The sequence below is a fragment of the Streptomyces sp. SAI-127 genome, assembly GCF_029894425.1.
Taxonomy (GTDB): domain Bacteria; phylum Actinomycetota; class Actinomycetes; order Streptomycetales; family Streptomycetaceae; genus Streptomyces.
Map to the genome: position 1 here is coordinate 8,337,328 of NZ_JARXYJ010000001.1, position 15,832 is coordinate 8,353,159.

At 70.2% G+C, this 15,832-nt stretch carries 11 protein-coding genes and 1 pseudogene; 6 read left to right on the forward strand and 6 right to left on the reverse strand.

Annotated elements, in window-relative coordinates:
• Position 1: 1 nt before the first annotated feature.
• From atzF to M2157_RS38340, 4 genes are read right to left on the reverse strand one after another with little or no spacing between them, the layout of a single operon-like run.
• The gene (atzF, locus tag M2157_RS38325) at positions 2-1,648 is read right to left on the reverse strand and encodes an allophanate hydrolase (protein ID WP_280867484.1); all 1,647 of its coding nucleotides are present in this window, start codon (positions 1,646-1,648) and stop codon (positions 2-4) included.
• Between the two features lie 32 nt (positions 1,649-1,680).
• Positions 1,681-5,274, reverse strand: a complete 3,594-nt coding sequence (locus tag M2157_RS38330) for a 5-oxoprolinase/urea amidolyase family protein (protein WP_280867485.1) — start codon at positions 5,272-5,274, stop codon at positions 1,681-1,683.
• Positions 5,271-5,909, reverse strand: a complete 639-nt coding sequence (locus M2157_RS38335) for an urea amidolyase associated protein UAAP2 (protein ID WP_280856520.1) — start codon at positions 5,907-5,909, stop codon at positions 5,271-5,273. Before M2157_RS38335 ends, M2157_RS38330 begins: the two co-directional genes overlap by 4 nt.
• Positions 5,906-6,730: an urea amidolyase associated protein UAAP1 gene (locus tag M2157_RS38340; RefSeq protein ID WP_280856519.1), complete on the reverse strand. Its 825-nt coding sequence runs from the start codon at positions 6,728-6,730 to the stop codon at positions 5,906-5,908. The genes M2157_RS38335 and M2157_RS38340 overlap by 4 nt, the downstream gene beginning before the upstream one ends.
• Positions 6,731-7,783: 1,053 nt before the next feature.
• Here M2157_RS38340 and M2157_RS38345 point away from each other — a divergent pair.
• The 6 genes and pseudogenes from M2157_RS38345 (at position 7,784) to M2157_RS38370 (ending at position 13,323) form a co-directional block, all read left to right on the forward strand.
• Positions 7,784-8,425 carry a TetR/AcrR family transcriptional regulator gene (locus M2157_RS38345; protein ID WP_280856518.1) on the forward strand — a complete coding sequence of 214 codons (642 nt, stop codon included), beginning with the start codon at positions 7,784-7,786 and terminating at the stop codon, positions 8,423-8,425.
• A 271-nt stretch (positions 8,426-8,696) separates the two neighbouring features.
• A complete protein-coding gene (locus M2157_RS38350) occupies positions 8,697-10,286 on the forward strand; it encodes an ATP-binding protein (protein ID WP_280856517.1) in 1,590 nt (529 codons plus the stop codon).
• A complete protein-coding gene (locus M2157_RS38355; RefSeq protein WP_007380839.1) occupies positions 10,283-10,690 on the forward strand; it encodes a roadblock/LC7 domain-containing protein in 408 nt (135 codons plus the stop codon). Before M2157_RS38350 ends, M2157_RS38355 begins: the two co-directional genes overlap by 4 nt.
• On the forward strand, positions 10,687-11,109 hold the full coding sequence (locus M2157_RS38360; protein WP_280867486.1) for a DUF742 domain-containing protein: 423 nt from the start codon (positions 10,687-10,689) through the stop codon (positions 11,107-11,109). Before M2157_RS38355 ends, M2157_RS38360 begins: the two co-directional genes overlap by 4 nt.
• Positions 11,090-11,710 carry an ATP/GTP-binding protein gene (locus tag M2157_RS38365; protein WP_280856515.1) on the forward strand — a complete coding sequence of 207 codons (621 nt, stop codon included), beginning with the start codon at positions 11,090-11,092 and terminating at the stop codon, positions 11,708-11,710. The genes M2157_RS38360 and M2157_RS38365 overlap by 20 nt, the downstream gene beginning before the upstream one ends.
• A 129-nt stretch (positions 11,711-11,839) precedes the next feature.
• Positions 11,840-13,323: pseudogene (locus M2157_RS38370) on the forward strand (cytochrome P450).
• 16 nt (positions 13,324-13,339) lie between these two features.
• Here the strand turns inward: M2157_RS38370 and M2157_RS38375 are convergent.
• Positions 13,340-14,284 carry an RluA family pseudouridine synthase gene (locus tag M2157_RS38375; RefSeq protein ID WP_280867487.1) on the reverse strand — a complete coding sequence of 315 codons (945 nt, stop codon included), beginning with the start codon at positions 14,282-14,284 and terminating at the stop codon, positions 13,340-13,342.
• Positions 14,285-14,448: 164 nt separating this feature from the next.
• On the reverse strand, positions 14,449-15,318 hold the full coding sequence (locus tag M2157_RS38380; RefSeq protein ID WP_280867488.1) for a hypothetical protein: 870 nt from the start codon (positions 15,316-15,318) through the stop codon (positions 14,449-14,451).
• Between the last annotated feature and the right edge of the window lie 514 nt (positions 15,319-15,832).

Sequence of the window (15,832 nt, forward strand, 5' to 3'; positions counted from 1 at the left end):
CCTACTCGGCGTTCAGATAGGACCGCCAGCCTCCGAATGACGTGATGTCCTCGGCGTCCGTGAGAGCGGACGGCTCGCAGAGGAAGCCGGGGACATCAGTGCCGTCGGCCAGTCGCACGCTGCCCAGGGCCATGGGGCGGGGGAGTGTGGAGAGGAGTCGGCCGAGGCCCGCCGCAGGCATCTTCCAGACCTCCGTCTCGATCTCCGCGCCGCCCTCGCCCACGTGGACAAGGCCCGGCTTGGGTGGCGTCGTCCGCAGGGCGTGCAGGCGGTAGACCGGCGCCGTTGTGGTCGTACGGTCCAGGCGGGCGCCCAGCGCCAGGAGCTGGGGGTTCAGCGGCTGGCCCGTCAGGTGCGCGCCGATCACCGCGAGCCGGGTCTCCGGCTGGAGCAGGCTCGCGATCCTCGCCAACCGCTCATCGGTGTACGCCGGGCCGATCAGCATCACGCCGAACGGCAGGCCGTTCACCTCGCCCGCCGGTACGGCGGCCGCGGCCAGGTCGAAGAGGTTCGTGGAGTTGGTGAAGCGGCCCAGGCGGGCGTTGGCACCCAGGGGATCGGCGGCCACCTCGGCGAGCGTGGGGTGGCCGGGGGTGGTGGGCAGGAGGAGGGCGTCCGCGTCGGCCAGTTCGGCCAGCGCGCGCGTGCGGAGCGCGGCCAGGCGGTCCAAGTCGGCGTAGAGCCGGTGGGCCGGGAGGTCGCGGGCCCGGGTGATGATGCCGGCGACCGTGGGGTCCAGGGAGTCGTCGTCCGCCTCTATCGCCTTGTCGACAAAGGCTCCTACCGCTGTGTAGCGCTCGGCCACGAAGGCGCCCTCGTAGAGCATCGCCGCAGCCTCGGTGAAGGGCGACAGATCCAGCTCGCGGAGCGTCGCGCCCGCCGCCGCGAGCTGCGCCACCGCTGCCTCGTACGCCTGAGCCCAGCCCTCGTCCAGTTCGCCGAGCTGCTCGCGCGCGGGAACAGCGATCCGCCACGGGCCGGGGCGGCGCCCGGGGAGGGACGGGACCGTGCCGGTCGCCATGTGGGACAAGGCCTGCTCGGCCTCCCGCAGGGTGCGGGCGAACACCGTCACGCAGTCGATCGAGGCGCAGGCCGGGACGACTCCGGCCGTGGGGACCAGACCGCGGGTGGGTTTGAGGCCGACGATGCCGTTGAAGGCGGCCGGGACCCGGCCCGAGCCCGCCGTGTCGGTGCCGAGGGCGAAGTCGACGATGCCCAGGGCCACCGCGACGGCCGAGCCGGAGCTGGAGCCGCCGCTCACCCTGGCGGGGTCGTACGCGTTGCGGACCGCGCCGTGCGGGGAACGGGTGCCGACCAGGCCCGTCGCGAACTGGTCCAGGTTCGTGGTGCCGAGCACGATCGCGCCCGCCGCGCGGAGACCGGCGACGACCGGGGCATCGGCCTCCGGACGGTAGGCGTACGACGGACAGCCCGCCGTGGTGGGCAGGCCGGCCACGTCGATGTTGCCCTTGGCCGCGAACAGGCGTCCCGCGAGGGGGAGTTGCTCACCCTTCGCGAGCCGTTCGTCGATCGTCCGGGCTTCCCGCTTGACCTCCTCCCGCGGGCGCAGGTCGATCCAGACCTCGGGGCGGTCCACGGCCTCGATGCGGTCGTAGGCGGCACGGACCCGGGTGACGGTGGTGGACATGGCTCGCTCCTCTTTCACTGTGCGACCGCGTTTCACTGTGCGGGCGGGGCCAGGACGAGCAGTGCCGTCCCCGCCTCCACCTGGTCGCCCGGCCTGGCCAGGATCTCCGCGACCACGCCATCGGTCGGCGCGTGCACCCTGGACTCCATCTTCATCGCCTCCAAGGCGAGGAGCGGCTGTCCGGCGGCCACCTGGTCGCCCGGCTGGACGTTCAACTGCCATACGGAGGCGGCGAATTCGGCCTCGATGAGACGCCCGCCCGGGGGGACCGTCACCGCGGCAGAGGGGGCGGCCGGTGCGGACGTCTCCGCTGCCCGCGCGAACTCGCCCGCCGCCTCCCACGCGTCCCGCTCCGCGGAGAAGGCCTCCTGCTGATGGGACCTGAACTCCGCTATGGACTCGGCGTGTTCGGCGAGGAAGGACTGGTACGCGGCGAGCGAGAAGGTGCCCTCCTCGATGCGGGGAACGAAACGTCCGGACGTGATGTCGGCCCGCAGCTCCAGGAGTTCGTCCGCGTCCACCGGATACCACCTGATGCGGTCGAAGAAGCGCAGCAGCCAGGGCGAGCCCGGCTCGAACGCGCCGCGCTGCTGCCAGGGCGACCACACCTGGGTCGTACGGCCCACGAACTGGTAGCCACCGGGGCCCTCCATGCCGTAGATGCAGAGATACGCTCCGCCGATCCCGACCGAGTTCTCGGCCGTCCAGGTGCGCGCCGGGTTGTACTTCGTGGTCACCAGGCGGTGTCGCGGGTCGAGCGGGGTGGCCACCGGGGCGCCCAGGTACACGTCGCCCAGGCCCAGGACCAGGTACTCCGCGTCGAAGACGGTGCGGTAGACGTCGTCCACCGACTCCAGGCCGTTGACGCGGCGGATGAACTCGATGTTCCAGGGGCACCAGGGCGCGTCGTCGCGAACGCCGGCCATGTAGCGGGCGATCGCCTCGCGGGTGGCGGGGTCGTCCCAGGAGAGGGGGAGGTGGACCGTGCGGGAGCGGACGACCAGTTCGTCGGACGGGGGGAGGGACGCGGTGATCTCCCGTACGACGGCGAGGAGTTCGTCCTGGGCGATGCGGCTGGGGTCCGTCTGGATCTGCAGGGAGCGGATGCCGGGGGTGAGGTCGGTGATGCCGTCGGGGCCCTGCTCGGCGACCGCGTCCATCAGCGCGTGGACACGCATGCGCAGAGCCAGGTCCAGGTGCATGGGGCCGAATTCGACCAGCAGATTGTCGTCGCCGCTGCGACGGTACGTCACATCACCGTCGCGGGCGAGGACACCGCCGTCCACGATCGCCGGGCGGGGCTCGCCCGAGACGTCCACCGGCATGAAGCGCACGGTGTCGCCCGGGCGCAGCTGGCCCAGCTTCCAGCGCTCGGTGCTGATGACGGTCGCCGGGCACACGAACCCGCCGAGGGAGGGCCCGTCCGGGCCCAGCAGCACCGGCATGTCACCCGTGTAGTCGACCGCGCCGACCGAGTAGGGGGTGTCGTGGATGTTGGAGGGGTGCAGGCCGGCCTCGCCGCCGTCGCTGCGGGCCCAGCGGGGCTTGGGCCCGACCAGGCGGACACCGGTGCGGGCCGAGTTGAAGTGGACCTTCCAGTCGGCGGCGTAGAAGTCGCGGATGTCGTCCTCGGTGAAGAACTCCGGGGCGGCGTGCGGACCTTCCACGGCGCCGATGTGCCAGGTGGAGGTGTAGGAGGGGCGGTCCTCGACCGGTGTCCCCTCGGCCTGGGCCTCTGCGAGCAGCGTCCCCTCGGGCGGAGTCTCCGCGCCCGATGTCCCGTGGACGCCGAGAGCGGCCTGTACGTCCTCGGCCTGGCGGCCCGCGTGCAGGACGTCACCCGTCCGCAGCGCCCGTCCGCCGTGACCGCCGAAGCGACCCAGCGTGAAGGTGCTCGCGCTGCCGAGGAAGGCCGGGACGTCGAGGCCGCCCGTGAAGAGGACGTACGTCCGCAGACCGTGTTCGGTGGGTGTGCCGACCTCCAGGACACCGCCCGCGGGCACGGTCACCGGCACCCACTGGGCGACCGGGGTGCCGTCGACGGCGACCGTGGCCGGAGCGCCCGTCACGCAGACGGTCGTGGCATGGGTGAACCTCAACGACGGGCCCTGCAAGGTGCATTCGAGGCCGGGGGCACCTTCCGGGTTGCCCAGCGCTGTGTTGCCGAGCCGGAAGGAACGGTCGTCCATCGGGCCGCACGGGGGTACGCCGACCTGCCAGTAGCCGGTACGGCCCGGCCAGTCCTGCACGGTGGTGAGGGTGCCGGCGGCCATGACCTCGATGCGCGGGGTCGGGTCCTGGACCTGGGACAGGGTCGCCGTCGAGTGGGTCGCCCTGGCGAGGCTATGGTCCGCGAGCGCGGCCCGGACCAGGCCCAGGTTGGTCTCGATGCCGTCGACGCGGGTGCGTTCCAGGGCTTCGTCCAGCCGCCGGAGGGCGTGGGCGCGGTCGGGGCCGTACGCGATGATCTTCGCGAGCATCGGGTCGTACGACGTCGTCACCTCGGTGCCGGTCTCCACCCAGCCGTCGACACGGACCCCGGTGGGGAACTCGACCCGCGTCAACAGCCCCGCGCTGGGCCGGTGTTCACGCGAGGGGTCCTCGGCGTAGATGCGTGCCTCGACGGCGTGGCCGTGCGGCGGGTCCGGTTCGCGTACGACGTCCCGCTCGCCGCGGGCCAGGCGGAGCATCCAGGCGACCAGGTCGACGCCGTAGATCTCCTCGGTGACCGGATGCTCCACCTGGAGGCGGGTGTTGACCTCGAGGAAGTAGGCCTCCTCGCGGGCGGCGTCGTAGACGAACTCGACGGTTCCCGCGGAGCGGTAGCCGACCGCGGCGCACAACTCACGAGCGCTGTCCGCGAGTTGTGCGCGGACGTGCGAGGGGAGACCCGGTGCCGGCGCCTCCTCCAGGACTTTCTGGTTGCGGCGCTGGAGGGAACAGTCGCGGTCGCCGAAGGTGACGACCCTGCCCTCGCCGTCGCCGAAGACCTGCACCTCGACATGGCGGGCCTGCTCCACGAGCCGTTCCAGGAAGACACCGGCGGAGGAGAAGGAGGCGGCGGCGACGCGCTGCACCCGGTCCCAGGCGTCGGTCAGTTCGTCGGCGGAGTGGCAGGCCGACATGCCGATGCCGCCGCCACCGCCGGTGGCCTTGAGCATGACGGGATAGCCGATGGCCGCCGCGGATTCGAGGGCCTCCTCGAGCGAGGGCAGCAGCCCCGTGCCCGGTGCCAGCGGCACCCCGGCCGCCTCCGCCGCCGCCCGTGCCGTGTGCTTCGCGCCGAAGAGCTCCAACTGCTCGGGCGTGGGACCGACGAACACGATCCCCGCGTCCGCGCAGCGGCGGGCGAAGGCGGCGTCCTCGGACAGGAAGCCGTAACCGGGATGGATCGCGCCCGCGCCCGAGTCCTTGGCCGCCTTCAGCACCAGGTCGGTGTCGAGGTACGACTCCTTCGCGGGTGCGGGGCCGAGGCGTACGGCCTGGTCGGCGAGCCGGACGTGAGGTGCGGCGCGGTCGGCGTCGGAGTACACCGCGACCGTCCGCAGGCCCAGCTCACGGGCCGTGCGGATGATCCGGACGGCTATCTCGCCCCGGTTGGCGACGAGGAGGGTGTCGAAGGTCATCGTGCGGCCCCGATCGTCTTCTCAGCGGCCCCGATCGTCGTCTCCGCGGCCTCGATCGTCATCTCCACGGGTGTCGGGTCGAAGCCGTTGCAAGGGTTGTTGATCTGGGGGCAGTTGGAGACCAGGACGAGGACGTCGCGCTCGGCGCGCAGCGTGAGCGAGAGGCCCGGCGCGGAGATGCCGTCGACGATGCCGAGAGTGCCGTCCTTCTCGACCGGCACGTTCATGTACCAGTTGATGTTGGAGACGAGGTCGCGCTTGCCGAGACCGTGCTTCGCGCCCTCGGCGAGGAAGTTGTCCACGCAGGCGTGCTGCGACCAGGTGTGATGGCCGTAGCGCAGGGTGTTCGACTCCTTGGAGCAGGCGCCGCCGACGGTGTCGTGGCGGCCCACGTCGTCTGCGGTGACCGTCATCAGCGGGGTGTGCTCTCCGGACATCAGCACGCTGCCCGTGGTGAGGAAGATGCCGCCCTGCGCCTGGATGGTGTCGGGGGCGCTGTAGCGGACCGACGTGTCGTGGGCGTCGTAGACGAGGAAGTCGACGGCCTGGTTGCCGTGCAGGTCGGTGATGGTGAGCGTCTCGCCCTCGCGGATGACGCGGGACCAGGCGGCGCGGGCCGGAACCACGGTCTTCATGCGTGTCCCTTCGAGGCGAGGAATTCGGCGGTGTTGAGGAAGGCGCGGCGGCCTTCGGGAGTGGCGTCCCAGAGGGCGTGGCCGGCACGGGTGGGTTCGGCGCGCCAGGCGAGGACTTCCAGGGGGGTGCATGTGTAGTCGGGCCGTGGGTCGGCGGGGTGCGGGACGTTCGCGATCAGCACCGTCAGGTCCTGTTCGGCGCGAAGGGTGACGCTGCCGCCGGGACCCACTGAGCCGGTGAAGTCGAGGGTGCCGTCCTCGCGGATCCGGACGCCCTGGAAGAAGGAGAGGGACGGGGGCAGATCGCGGGGTTCGAGGCCGTTCTTCGCGGCTGCCAGCTTGAAGAGCTCACGGCCGGCGGGGGAGGGACTCTGGGGGGTGCCGTCGCCGTAGCGCCCGGTGTTGCGGACCAGGGTGGAGGTGCCGCAGAGGGCGTCGTGGCGGCCGGAGGTGTCGGAGACGACGCTCGCGAGGACGCGGCCCTGGTCGGACAGGAGCAGTTGGCCCTCGCCGAGGTAGGCGTTCCACTGGACCTTGACCGTGTCGGCGACGTTCAGACGCTCCCAGGGGCGGCCCTCCGCGTACAGGAGGAGGTGGGCGCAGGCGTCTCCGTGCGGGTCGGTGAGGCGCAGTTCGGTGCCGCGGCCGAGGACGCGGTGGGTGTAGTTGCCGCCCGCGACGGTCTCCGCCCACACCAGGTGGCCCGCCTCGCAGGGTGGGTCCGGCCAGTCGCCGGCCGGGACGACGGGCATGGCCTCGGCGCGGGTGCCCTCCTGGGCGCGGGCGTGGTCTCGGGCTCCGTACGTGGTCTGCGTGGCCATGGCGGGACCTCCGGCTGCGGGGGTTATTTCTGTCGTTCGACAGAAATTAGGGGCGGAGCGGGTCGGAGGGGTTGCTCGGGCGTTGCCAGCGGGTTACCGGGGGCTCACAGGGGCGTCGTGGGGGGGCGGGGCGGTGGGGCGGTGGGGCGGGGTGCGGCCGCACGGCGGAGCGGGAAGTCGATACGGCCTCGCGGCCCTGGAGGGGGGTGGGGCGTGACGGGGCGTTGGTGGCCGGTCGGCGCGTGTGGGTCACGCGGAGATCCCTGGGCCCCTGGGGGATGGGGTGTGCCGGGGTGTTGGTGGCTGGACTGCGCCGGTGGGTTACGCGGAGATCCCCGGGCCCTGGGGCGTGCCGGTGAAGCGGCGGCCAGTCGGCGTCCGTGGTTACGCGGAGGTCCTCGCGCCCCTGGGGTGGAGCGTGCCGGTGGGCCGGCGGCCAGTCGGCGTCCGTCGTTATGCGGAGGTCCTCGCGCCCCTGGGGTGGAGCGTGCCGGTGGGCCGGCGGCCAGTCGGCGTCCGTCGTTACGCGGAGGTCCTCGCGCCCCTGGGGTGGAGCGTGCTGGGGTGCCGACCGCCGGTCAGCGCCCGTTGGAGCACGCGGCGATCCCCGGGACCATGAGGGCTGGGGTGTGGGCGGCCGGAGGGTGCCTGTGGGGTCCCGCGGCGATCCCCGGGATCATGGGGGCTGGGGTGTGCCGGGGTGTTGGTGGCCGGCTCGACGCTCGTAGATCACGCGGCGATCCTCGCGGCCCAGGGGGAGCGTGCCGGGGTGTGGGCGGCCGGAGGGTGCCTGTGGGGTCCCGCGGCGATCCCCGGGATCATGGGGGCTGGGGTGTGCCGGGGTGTTGGTGGCCGGCTCGATGCTCGTAGATCTCGCGGCGATCCTCGCGGCCCAGGGGGAGCGTGCCGGGGTTTGGGTGGCCGGGCCGGCTTCTGTGGGTCACGCGGAGAGCCTCGCGCCCTGGGGGCTGGAGCGTGCCGGGATGCCGGCGGCCGGCCGGCGCCTGTGGATCACCTGCGGATCCCCGCGCCCCGTGTGCGAGGATCGAACGCATGGGTACGACAAGCGGTGCGGCGGAGTCCGGGCGACGGGTCGGCAGGCCGCGGGCCGCTCGGCGGCCGGACAGCGGGCTGGCGCCGCGTGACGAACTCCTCGTCGCCGCAGCCGAGTTGTTCACCTCCCTGGGCTACGCCGCCACCAGCACCCGGGCGGTCGCCGAGCGCGCGGGCATGCGGCAGGCGTCCATGTACCACTACGTCTCCGGCAAGGAGGAGCTCCTCGCCGAGCTCCTGGAGTCCACCGTCACGCCCTCGTTGGCGTACGCCCGCGAGCTGCTCGCCGACGACACGGTCCCGGCAGAGAACCGGCTGTGGGAGCTGTGCCGCGCGGACACCGAGGTGCTGTGCGGCGGGCCGCACAATCTCGGCGGGCTCTATCTGCTGCCCGAGGTGCGTGCCGAGCGGTTCGCCGGTTTCCATGCCGTGCGCGCCGAACTCAAGGACGCCTACCGGCAGTTGCTCGCCGCCACGCCGACGGGCGGCGCCCTCGCCAAGAACGAGCTCGACCTGCGCACGGACCTGTTGTTCGGCCTGATCGAGAGCGTGATCCTCATCCACCGCTCCGACCCCGAGCGCCCTGTCTCGGTCTTCGCGGAGGCCACCGCGGACGCGGCCCTGCGCATCGCCGGAATCTGAGTCCGGCCCGACCGGAAGCCGATCTTCACCCGTCGCGGTGAGCGGGTCTCGTACGCACGTACGACATAACTGGCCGTGTTCGAATGGTGCCAGAGCGTTTAAATGGGCCGAGGGTACTCCAGTCGTAATGCCCGTTTCAGGTGCTTGCTGAATATGACACGGCGATGATCCGGTCGGACTAAGCTCGCCCGCAGCGCACCGAGTTGATGTGTATTCGTGCGCTTGTTCCCTATATGTGCGACTCCCCGTCGATACGTCTCAGAGGGCCCACATGGTGAGTGTTCAATCCCCCCCAGGACGCCGTGAACTGCCGTATGCGCGCGTACTGTTGCTCCCCGCCATAGTCATGGCCGCGGCGACCGGGGCCGCCGTCGCGGCAGTGCAGCAGCCCGCCCGGGCCGCTGTCGGCTGGTGCGGCGCCATCGCCACACTGCTGGTGATCGCGGTGGCGGCCGAAGCCGTCCGGCGCGGTCGCGAACTGCGGGACCAGCGTCTCGAACACGCCCGTCAGACCGCGGATCTGCAGCGGCGCATCGCTGACCAGGACCAGGACCTGACCCGGTTCGCGAAGGAGATCGCGCCCACAGCGCTGGACTGGCTGCGCCGCGGAATTTCCCCCGGAGAGGTGATTCGCCAACTCGGCGATGTCGACCCCGCGTGGGCGAACCTTCCCGAGGCGCAGATCCGCCTGCTCAAGACGGTGCTCACCATCGTCGACACCGAGGAGATCATGCGTGACGCCGCGCAGCGCTCCTTCGTGAACATCGCGCGTCGCGTCCAGGCCATCGTCCACCAACAGGCCAACGAACTGCGGGAGATGGAGGAGGACCACGGCCGCAATCCCGAGGTCTTCGACGACCTCCTGCGCATCGACCACGGCACCGCGCTGATCGGCCGCCTCGCCGACTCCATCTCCGTCCTCGGCGGCGGCCGCCCCGGACGTCAGTGGCCGGAGCCCGTCGCGCTGTACAGCGTGCTGCGCGGCGCCATGTCCCGGATCCTGGAGTACCGGCGCATCGACCTGTCCTCGATCGCCAAGGTCAACGTCAAGGGCACCGCCGTCGAACCGGTCATCCACGCCGCGGCCGAACTCCTCGACAACGCCACGCGGTACTCCCCGCCGCAGAGCAAGGTGCATGTCACCGCCACCGAGGTGCAGACCGGCGTCTGCATCGAGATCGAGGACGCCGGCGTCAGCCTCAGCGAGGAGGCCCGGCTGAGGGCCGAGGGCATGCTGGAGCGGGCCAAGGCCGGTGTGGACCTCCAGGATCTGGGTGAGTCGCCGCGACTCGGCCTCGCCGTCGTGGGCCGGCTCTGCCAGGCGTACGACATGCAGGTCTCCCTGCGTGCCTCCGCGTACGGCGGCGTACGCGCCATCCTCGTCGTGCCCAGCGACATGCTCACCGACGAGCCCGGCGTCGGGCTCGCCCACGGCATCGGCGCCACCGCCGTGCCCAAGGCCGAACTGGGCGCCCTGCCCGGCCCCAAGCGCACGATCAAGAAGCGCCGCCCCACCAGCCCCAAGTTCACGACACCGGTCTCCATGGAGGACGACGTCCCGGAGGTCACCGAGTGGACGGCCAACGGGCTGCCGCAGCGCCGCAGCCGGGTCAAGACCTCGCTCACCCAGCGCTACGCCGAGCAGGCCGAGATCGAACGCGCCGAGCGGGAAGGGCGCCCGACGATCTGGTCGACGGCCCAGCGCGAGCCGGAGCCGGAGCAGAAGCCGGACGACACCCCACCCGGCCTGTGGGTCCAGGCGTTCATGGACGGCCTCAAGCGGCCCACCTCTTCCACAGTCACCCAGCCGACCGACGAACCGGCCCGTACCGAGGCCGAAGACGAGGGGAACCTCAAGTGATCCAGCAGCGAGGCAACTTCGACTGGATGCTCCAGGACCTCGCCAAAGGCGTACCGGGCATCCAGATGATCGTGGTGCTCTCCGCCGACGGCCTGCGCATCGCCCGGCACGGCGGAGACCCGGACACCGCCGACCGCGTCGCCGCCGCCTGTGCGGGCCTGCAGAGCCTGGCGGGCGCCGTGGCCGGGGAGATCCCCGGCAGCGACGGCAAGATGAAGATGGTCCTCATCGAGATCCACGGGGGCTACTTCTATCTGATGGCCGCCGGCCCCAACGCCTATCTCGCGGTGCTCTCCGACATCATCACCGAGCCCGGCCACATGAGCGCCCGCATGAGCGACCTGGTCGTCCGCATCGGCGCGCACCTCACCAGTCCGCCCCGGCGCAACGGGCAGACCGTATGACTCCTCCACAACGCCGACGGCGATTCCCCAAGGCCAGTCAAGAACCGACGCCGCAACCCCCGCAGGAGGGCCAGGACCCACCCGAGGGACCGAAGAAGAACCCCGAGCGGCTGTACGTCATCACCGGCCCCGACGGAACCGAGCGCTCGGAACTCGACCTGGTCACCTTAATCGTGGCGCACGCCGATCCGCCGCCCTCCGCCACGCCTGAGCAGGCGGCGCTGCTCAGGCTCTGCACGGCCCCCCTGTCCGTGGCCGAGCTGTCCGCCTATCTCAGCCTGCCGTTCAGCGTGGTGACCGTCCTGCTCACCGAGCTGCTGACGGCCGAACTGGTGACGGCCCGCGCCCCGGTCATCCGCCAGGCGCTGGCCGACCGTTCCCTCCTCGAAGCGGTGATGCATGGACTTCAAAGGCTCTGACACCATCCCCGGTCCGCGAACAGAGGACCACCTCCCCCAGACCGCCGAAGCCGCGGTGAAGATCGTCATCGTGGGCGGCTTCGGCGTGGGCAAGACGACCATGGTCGGCTCGGTCAGCGAGATCAAACCGCTGACCACCGAGGAGACCATGACCCAGGCCGGCATCGGGGTCGACGACAACTACGGCTCCGAGACCAAGACGGCCACCACCGTGGCCATGGACTTCGGCCGTATCAGCATCACCGACCAGCTGGTCCTCTACCTCTTCGGCACCCCGGGCCAGGAGCGCTTCTGGTTCCTGTGGAACGGCCTGTTCGAAGGCGCACTCGGCGCGGTGGTCCTGGTGGACACCCGGCGCCTCGAAGTCAGCTTCGACGTCATGGACCGCCTGGAGGAGCGCGGCGTGCCCTTCGTCGTCGCCGTCAACACCTTCCCCGACGGCCCCCGCCACCCGCTCGACGACCTGCGCACCGCGCTCGACCTCAGCGAGGACATCCCCATCGTCGAGTGCGACGCACGCCGGCGGGCGTCCAGCCGGGACGTGCTGATGACGTTGTTGCAGTTCCTTCATTCGCTGGCTTTGGAGAAGGCTCCTGTGTGACGGGTGGCCCGGCAGTGTCGTACCGCCGGCCGCCCTCTGCCACGCTCCCGGCTTCACTCGAACCACTCGGACCGGGGCAGCCCATCACTTCCTGTACACCAGATCGATCTCAGCTTCGGAGCGACCATCGTGACGCCTGAATCCCTTTCCCCGACCGGTACGGACGACCCCATGGCCGCCCCTCCCCCCGGCTGCCCCGCACACGGCATCGGCATCGGCGGACTGCGTCGGCTGTACGGCCCTGGGGCGGAGGACCTGGAGTCCGTGTACGAGGAGCTCCGCGCGGAGCACGGACCTGTGGCTCCTGCGCTGCTTCACGCTGATGTGCCGATCTGGATGGTGCTCGGTCACTCCGAGAACCTGCACATGGTGCGCAACCCCTCTCAGTTCTGCCGAAACACCCGATTGTGGTCAGCCCTGCAGGACGGCACGGTCAAGCCCGACCATCCGCTCATGCCGCACTTCGCCTGGCAACCCATCTGCAGTCACGCCGAGGGCGACGAGCACCTGCGGTTGCGCGGTGCGGTCACCGGTGCCATGTCGACCATCGATCACCGAGGCATCCGCCGTTACATCAACCGAGCGACCCAGCAACTCGTCAACAAGTTCTGCCGGGAGGGTAGGGCCGACCTGGTCGGCCAGTTCGCCGAGCACCTGCCGATGGTGGTGATGTGCGAGATCCTCGGTATGCCCGAGGAGTACAACGATCAGATCGTGCAGGCCGCTCGTGACATGCCCAAGGGCAGCGAGACCGCGATCGCCAGCAACGCATACCTCATGGACGTCCTGATGCGGCTCACCGCCCGCCGCCGGGCCGAACCGAGGGACGACTTCACCAGCCACCTGATCAACCACCCGGCGAATCTCACCGACGACGAGGTCGGCCAGCACCTGCGCATCATCCTGGTGGCAGCCTACGAAGCCACCGCCAACCTGATCGCCAACGTGATGCGTGTGTGGTGCTGACCGACCCGCGGTTCCGCGCCCAACTCAACGGCGGCCAGATGACGGTGCCCCAAGCCGTCGAGCAGTCCCTTTGGGACGAGCCGCCGTTCAGCACCGTCCTTCCCTACGTCGCCAAGCAGGACACTGAGCTGGGCGGCCAGCGCATTCGTAAGGGTGACGCCCTCATCCTCGGCATCGCGCCGGGCAATGTAGACCCACGAGTCCGGCCCGACCCCAAGGCCCACATGCAGGGCAACCGCTCCCACCTGGCCTTCGGTGGCGGCCCTCATGAGTGCCCGGGTCAGGACATCGGCCGTGTCATCGCCGAGGTCGGCGTCGACGCACTGCTGACCCGCCTGCCTGACGTTCAACTCGCCTGCGACGAGGACGAGCTGGGCTGGTGGGCATCCATCTCGAACCGGCACTTGGTGGAACTGCCGGTGAAGTTCGAGGCCAAGCCCCAGCAGGACGTCATGGCGCGGCCCGCGCACCCGTTGGCGTTGCAGCGTTCCAGCGACTGGCTGGTCAGCACGCCCCAGCCGAAGACGGCGCCTTTGGAGGCTACCTCTCCCACCACCGCCCCGAAGCCGACGCCGATGCCGACGCCCGAACCGGCTGGTCGGCCTGGTGTGTTCCGGCGCTTCCTGCGCTGGTGGCGCGGCGAGTGAGCCGACCGGCCTGAGGCTATCCGGCAGCCCATTCGTCGTACGACGACCACGCCCGCAGCACGCGAGGGCTGACGAACCGGTGCTCGCGTCCCGTGATCGGATCGGTGAACTCCAGCACCCGTGCCAGCAGTTGGAGCGGACGCCGGAAGTCGCCGGACGCAATGGGGTCGGTGACCACTGGATAGAGGGGGTCGCCGAGGATCGGCACGCCCAGAGCGCTCATGTGCACCCGCAACTGATGCGTCTGCCCGGTACTCGGCGTCAGCCGGTACCGGGCGCGCTCGCCCCGGTGCTCCAGCAACTCGATCCGGCTGACGGCGTTGGGCTCGCCCTCGATCTCCCGGGCCGCCAGGACTCCGCGTTCCTTGACGATCCGGCTGCGCACGGTGCGCGGCAGGGGCAGCGCCGGGTCGTACGGGGCCACGGCTTCGTACTCCTTCGCCACCCGTCTGTCCCGGAACAGCGACTGATAGGCGCCGCGCTCCTCGGGCCGCACGGTGAACATCACCAGGCCGGCTGTCAGTCGGTCCAGCCGGTGCGCGGCGCCCAATGTGGGGATGCCCAGCTGCCGGCGCAGCCGCGCCAGGGCCGTCTCGGCGACATGGCTGCCGCGCGGGGTGGTGGCCAGGAAGTGCGGCTTGTCGGCCACGACTACGTGTTCGTCCCGGTAGATGACGTCGATCGGGTAGGGGACCCGCTCCTCGTCGGGCAGCTCCCGGTGGAACCACACGAACATCCCCGGCACGTACGCCATGTCGCGCGTCACCGGATGCCCGGCGGCATCCACGACCCGCCCCGCCTCCAGCAGTCCGTCGATCACCTCGGCCCCTGCCGCGAGCCGCGCCACGAGATGATCCCGCACGGTCGCCCAACCCTCACCGATCGGCAACCGCACCCGCACCGGATCGACCCCGTCGCGCTGCGGCAGGGGAGAGGGCGGGGGCGGAGTACGGCGTCTCATCAGGACCAAGCCTACGAGGGGCCTCTGACAGTGAGGTCGAGGTGGGGCTCCCAGCAGAAGGTTGCGCCTTCCCTGCGTCCCTTGGCTGGTGCCGAGCGTGGCACGCGTCTGATGGGTGCTGTTTCGAAGATCGCCTGTGAACCCCGATCGCCGGTAATGGGAAGTTATCGAGACACCGTTGTGAGGTTTGCGGGGTGAAGCTGGCCGGTCATGTTCGGGCTCAGCGCGCCGGCCGTGCGTGGGGAATAACGACCATTGCTGCGACTCCAGTCGTAGCTGCCGCGTATCCATGTGAACAGCGCGGTCGCATAACGTTGGACCTTCTCTGACTCCGTGCTCGTGAGGCCGAGCCGGGCGCAGAACAGGGGGACCAGCTTCATCTGCTCAAAGAGCTGACTGACTGTTGTCTGAACGAGGGTGATGGCCAGCCTGATGGCTTCCGCCCGGGAACAATTGCGTTGCCGCATGAGGCAGTGCACCAGGTTGGGATCGCCTCGTGCGTCGTCGTTCTCGAGGGACATCACCTCGTTGATGAGTTTGACGGCATCGACAGCTGCTCGTCGCATCGACTCCAAATGACTGCTATGCCAAATGATCTGTGGGATCTCGAAGTGTCCCACCCTTTCGGCCATGTCGAGCGAGGGAATGAGCCCCAGTGTGCGGTGCCCGACCCTCATCCGGGTGGCGAAGTCCTCGGGGATCCATGTGCGGCGATCGACTTCCTCAGTGAGGTTTCCTGTCAGGTAATCCATCCAATTGTGAGCGGCCCGCTGCTGCCATTCCTCGGACATCCCCATCTTGGCTCGACGCCAGATGTCCGCGAAGGCGCTCACGAGAGGCGCATCGTGGTTGGTTTCCCGCTGCGAGGGACGGGTGATGAGCGTGATGAGTTGCTGGCACACGTCGACGGCCGCATCGGCTTTGCATCCCTCGGGCACATCAAACAGATCATCGAAAAGGAAGAACCAGCCCATGGTGTCAAAGGCCAGGTCGAGGTCATCACCTTCGGCGTCCGGGTAGCTGTAGGCGGCCAAGTCCGCTACTGCTGAGAATATGTAGCGCTGAGTGGCCCTATGTCCCAGCACTAGTTTCTGGTGACGCATCCATTCCAGATTGCGGTCCCTGGCGGCTACCAAACCGGTGTTCAGTCGGGGAGGAATGGGCAAGTTGATGGTTACGTTCTGGGGCATTATTCTCTCCCAGTTCTGCCTCGGCATGCTTATCGGCCCAGACGGGCGAGTGGTCGTCGATGCCTGGTGCCCGCGGGTGTCGCTGCCTCAGGATTCTTGTCCGGAGACCAACCGAATTGATGTATACGGCGAGCCGGACGAGATGAAGCGCCTCAGGCGAGTCCAGTGGGGGCCCCGCGACCTTCGGCGCCGTCAGGGGGGCTGCCACGGTCCTGAGGGCCCCTCCTCCCGGTCAATCTCGCTGCAGGATTGATGCGGGTCGGCGGGTGGCGCCTCTGCTCGGGCGGACCCGGTGGCTGCCAGCCGACCATGGTCCCGGTCGGGCTGGGCCAGCGGACCGACGTGCTGGCCAGAGGCG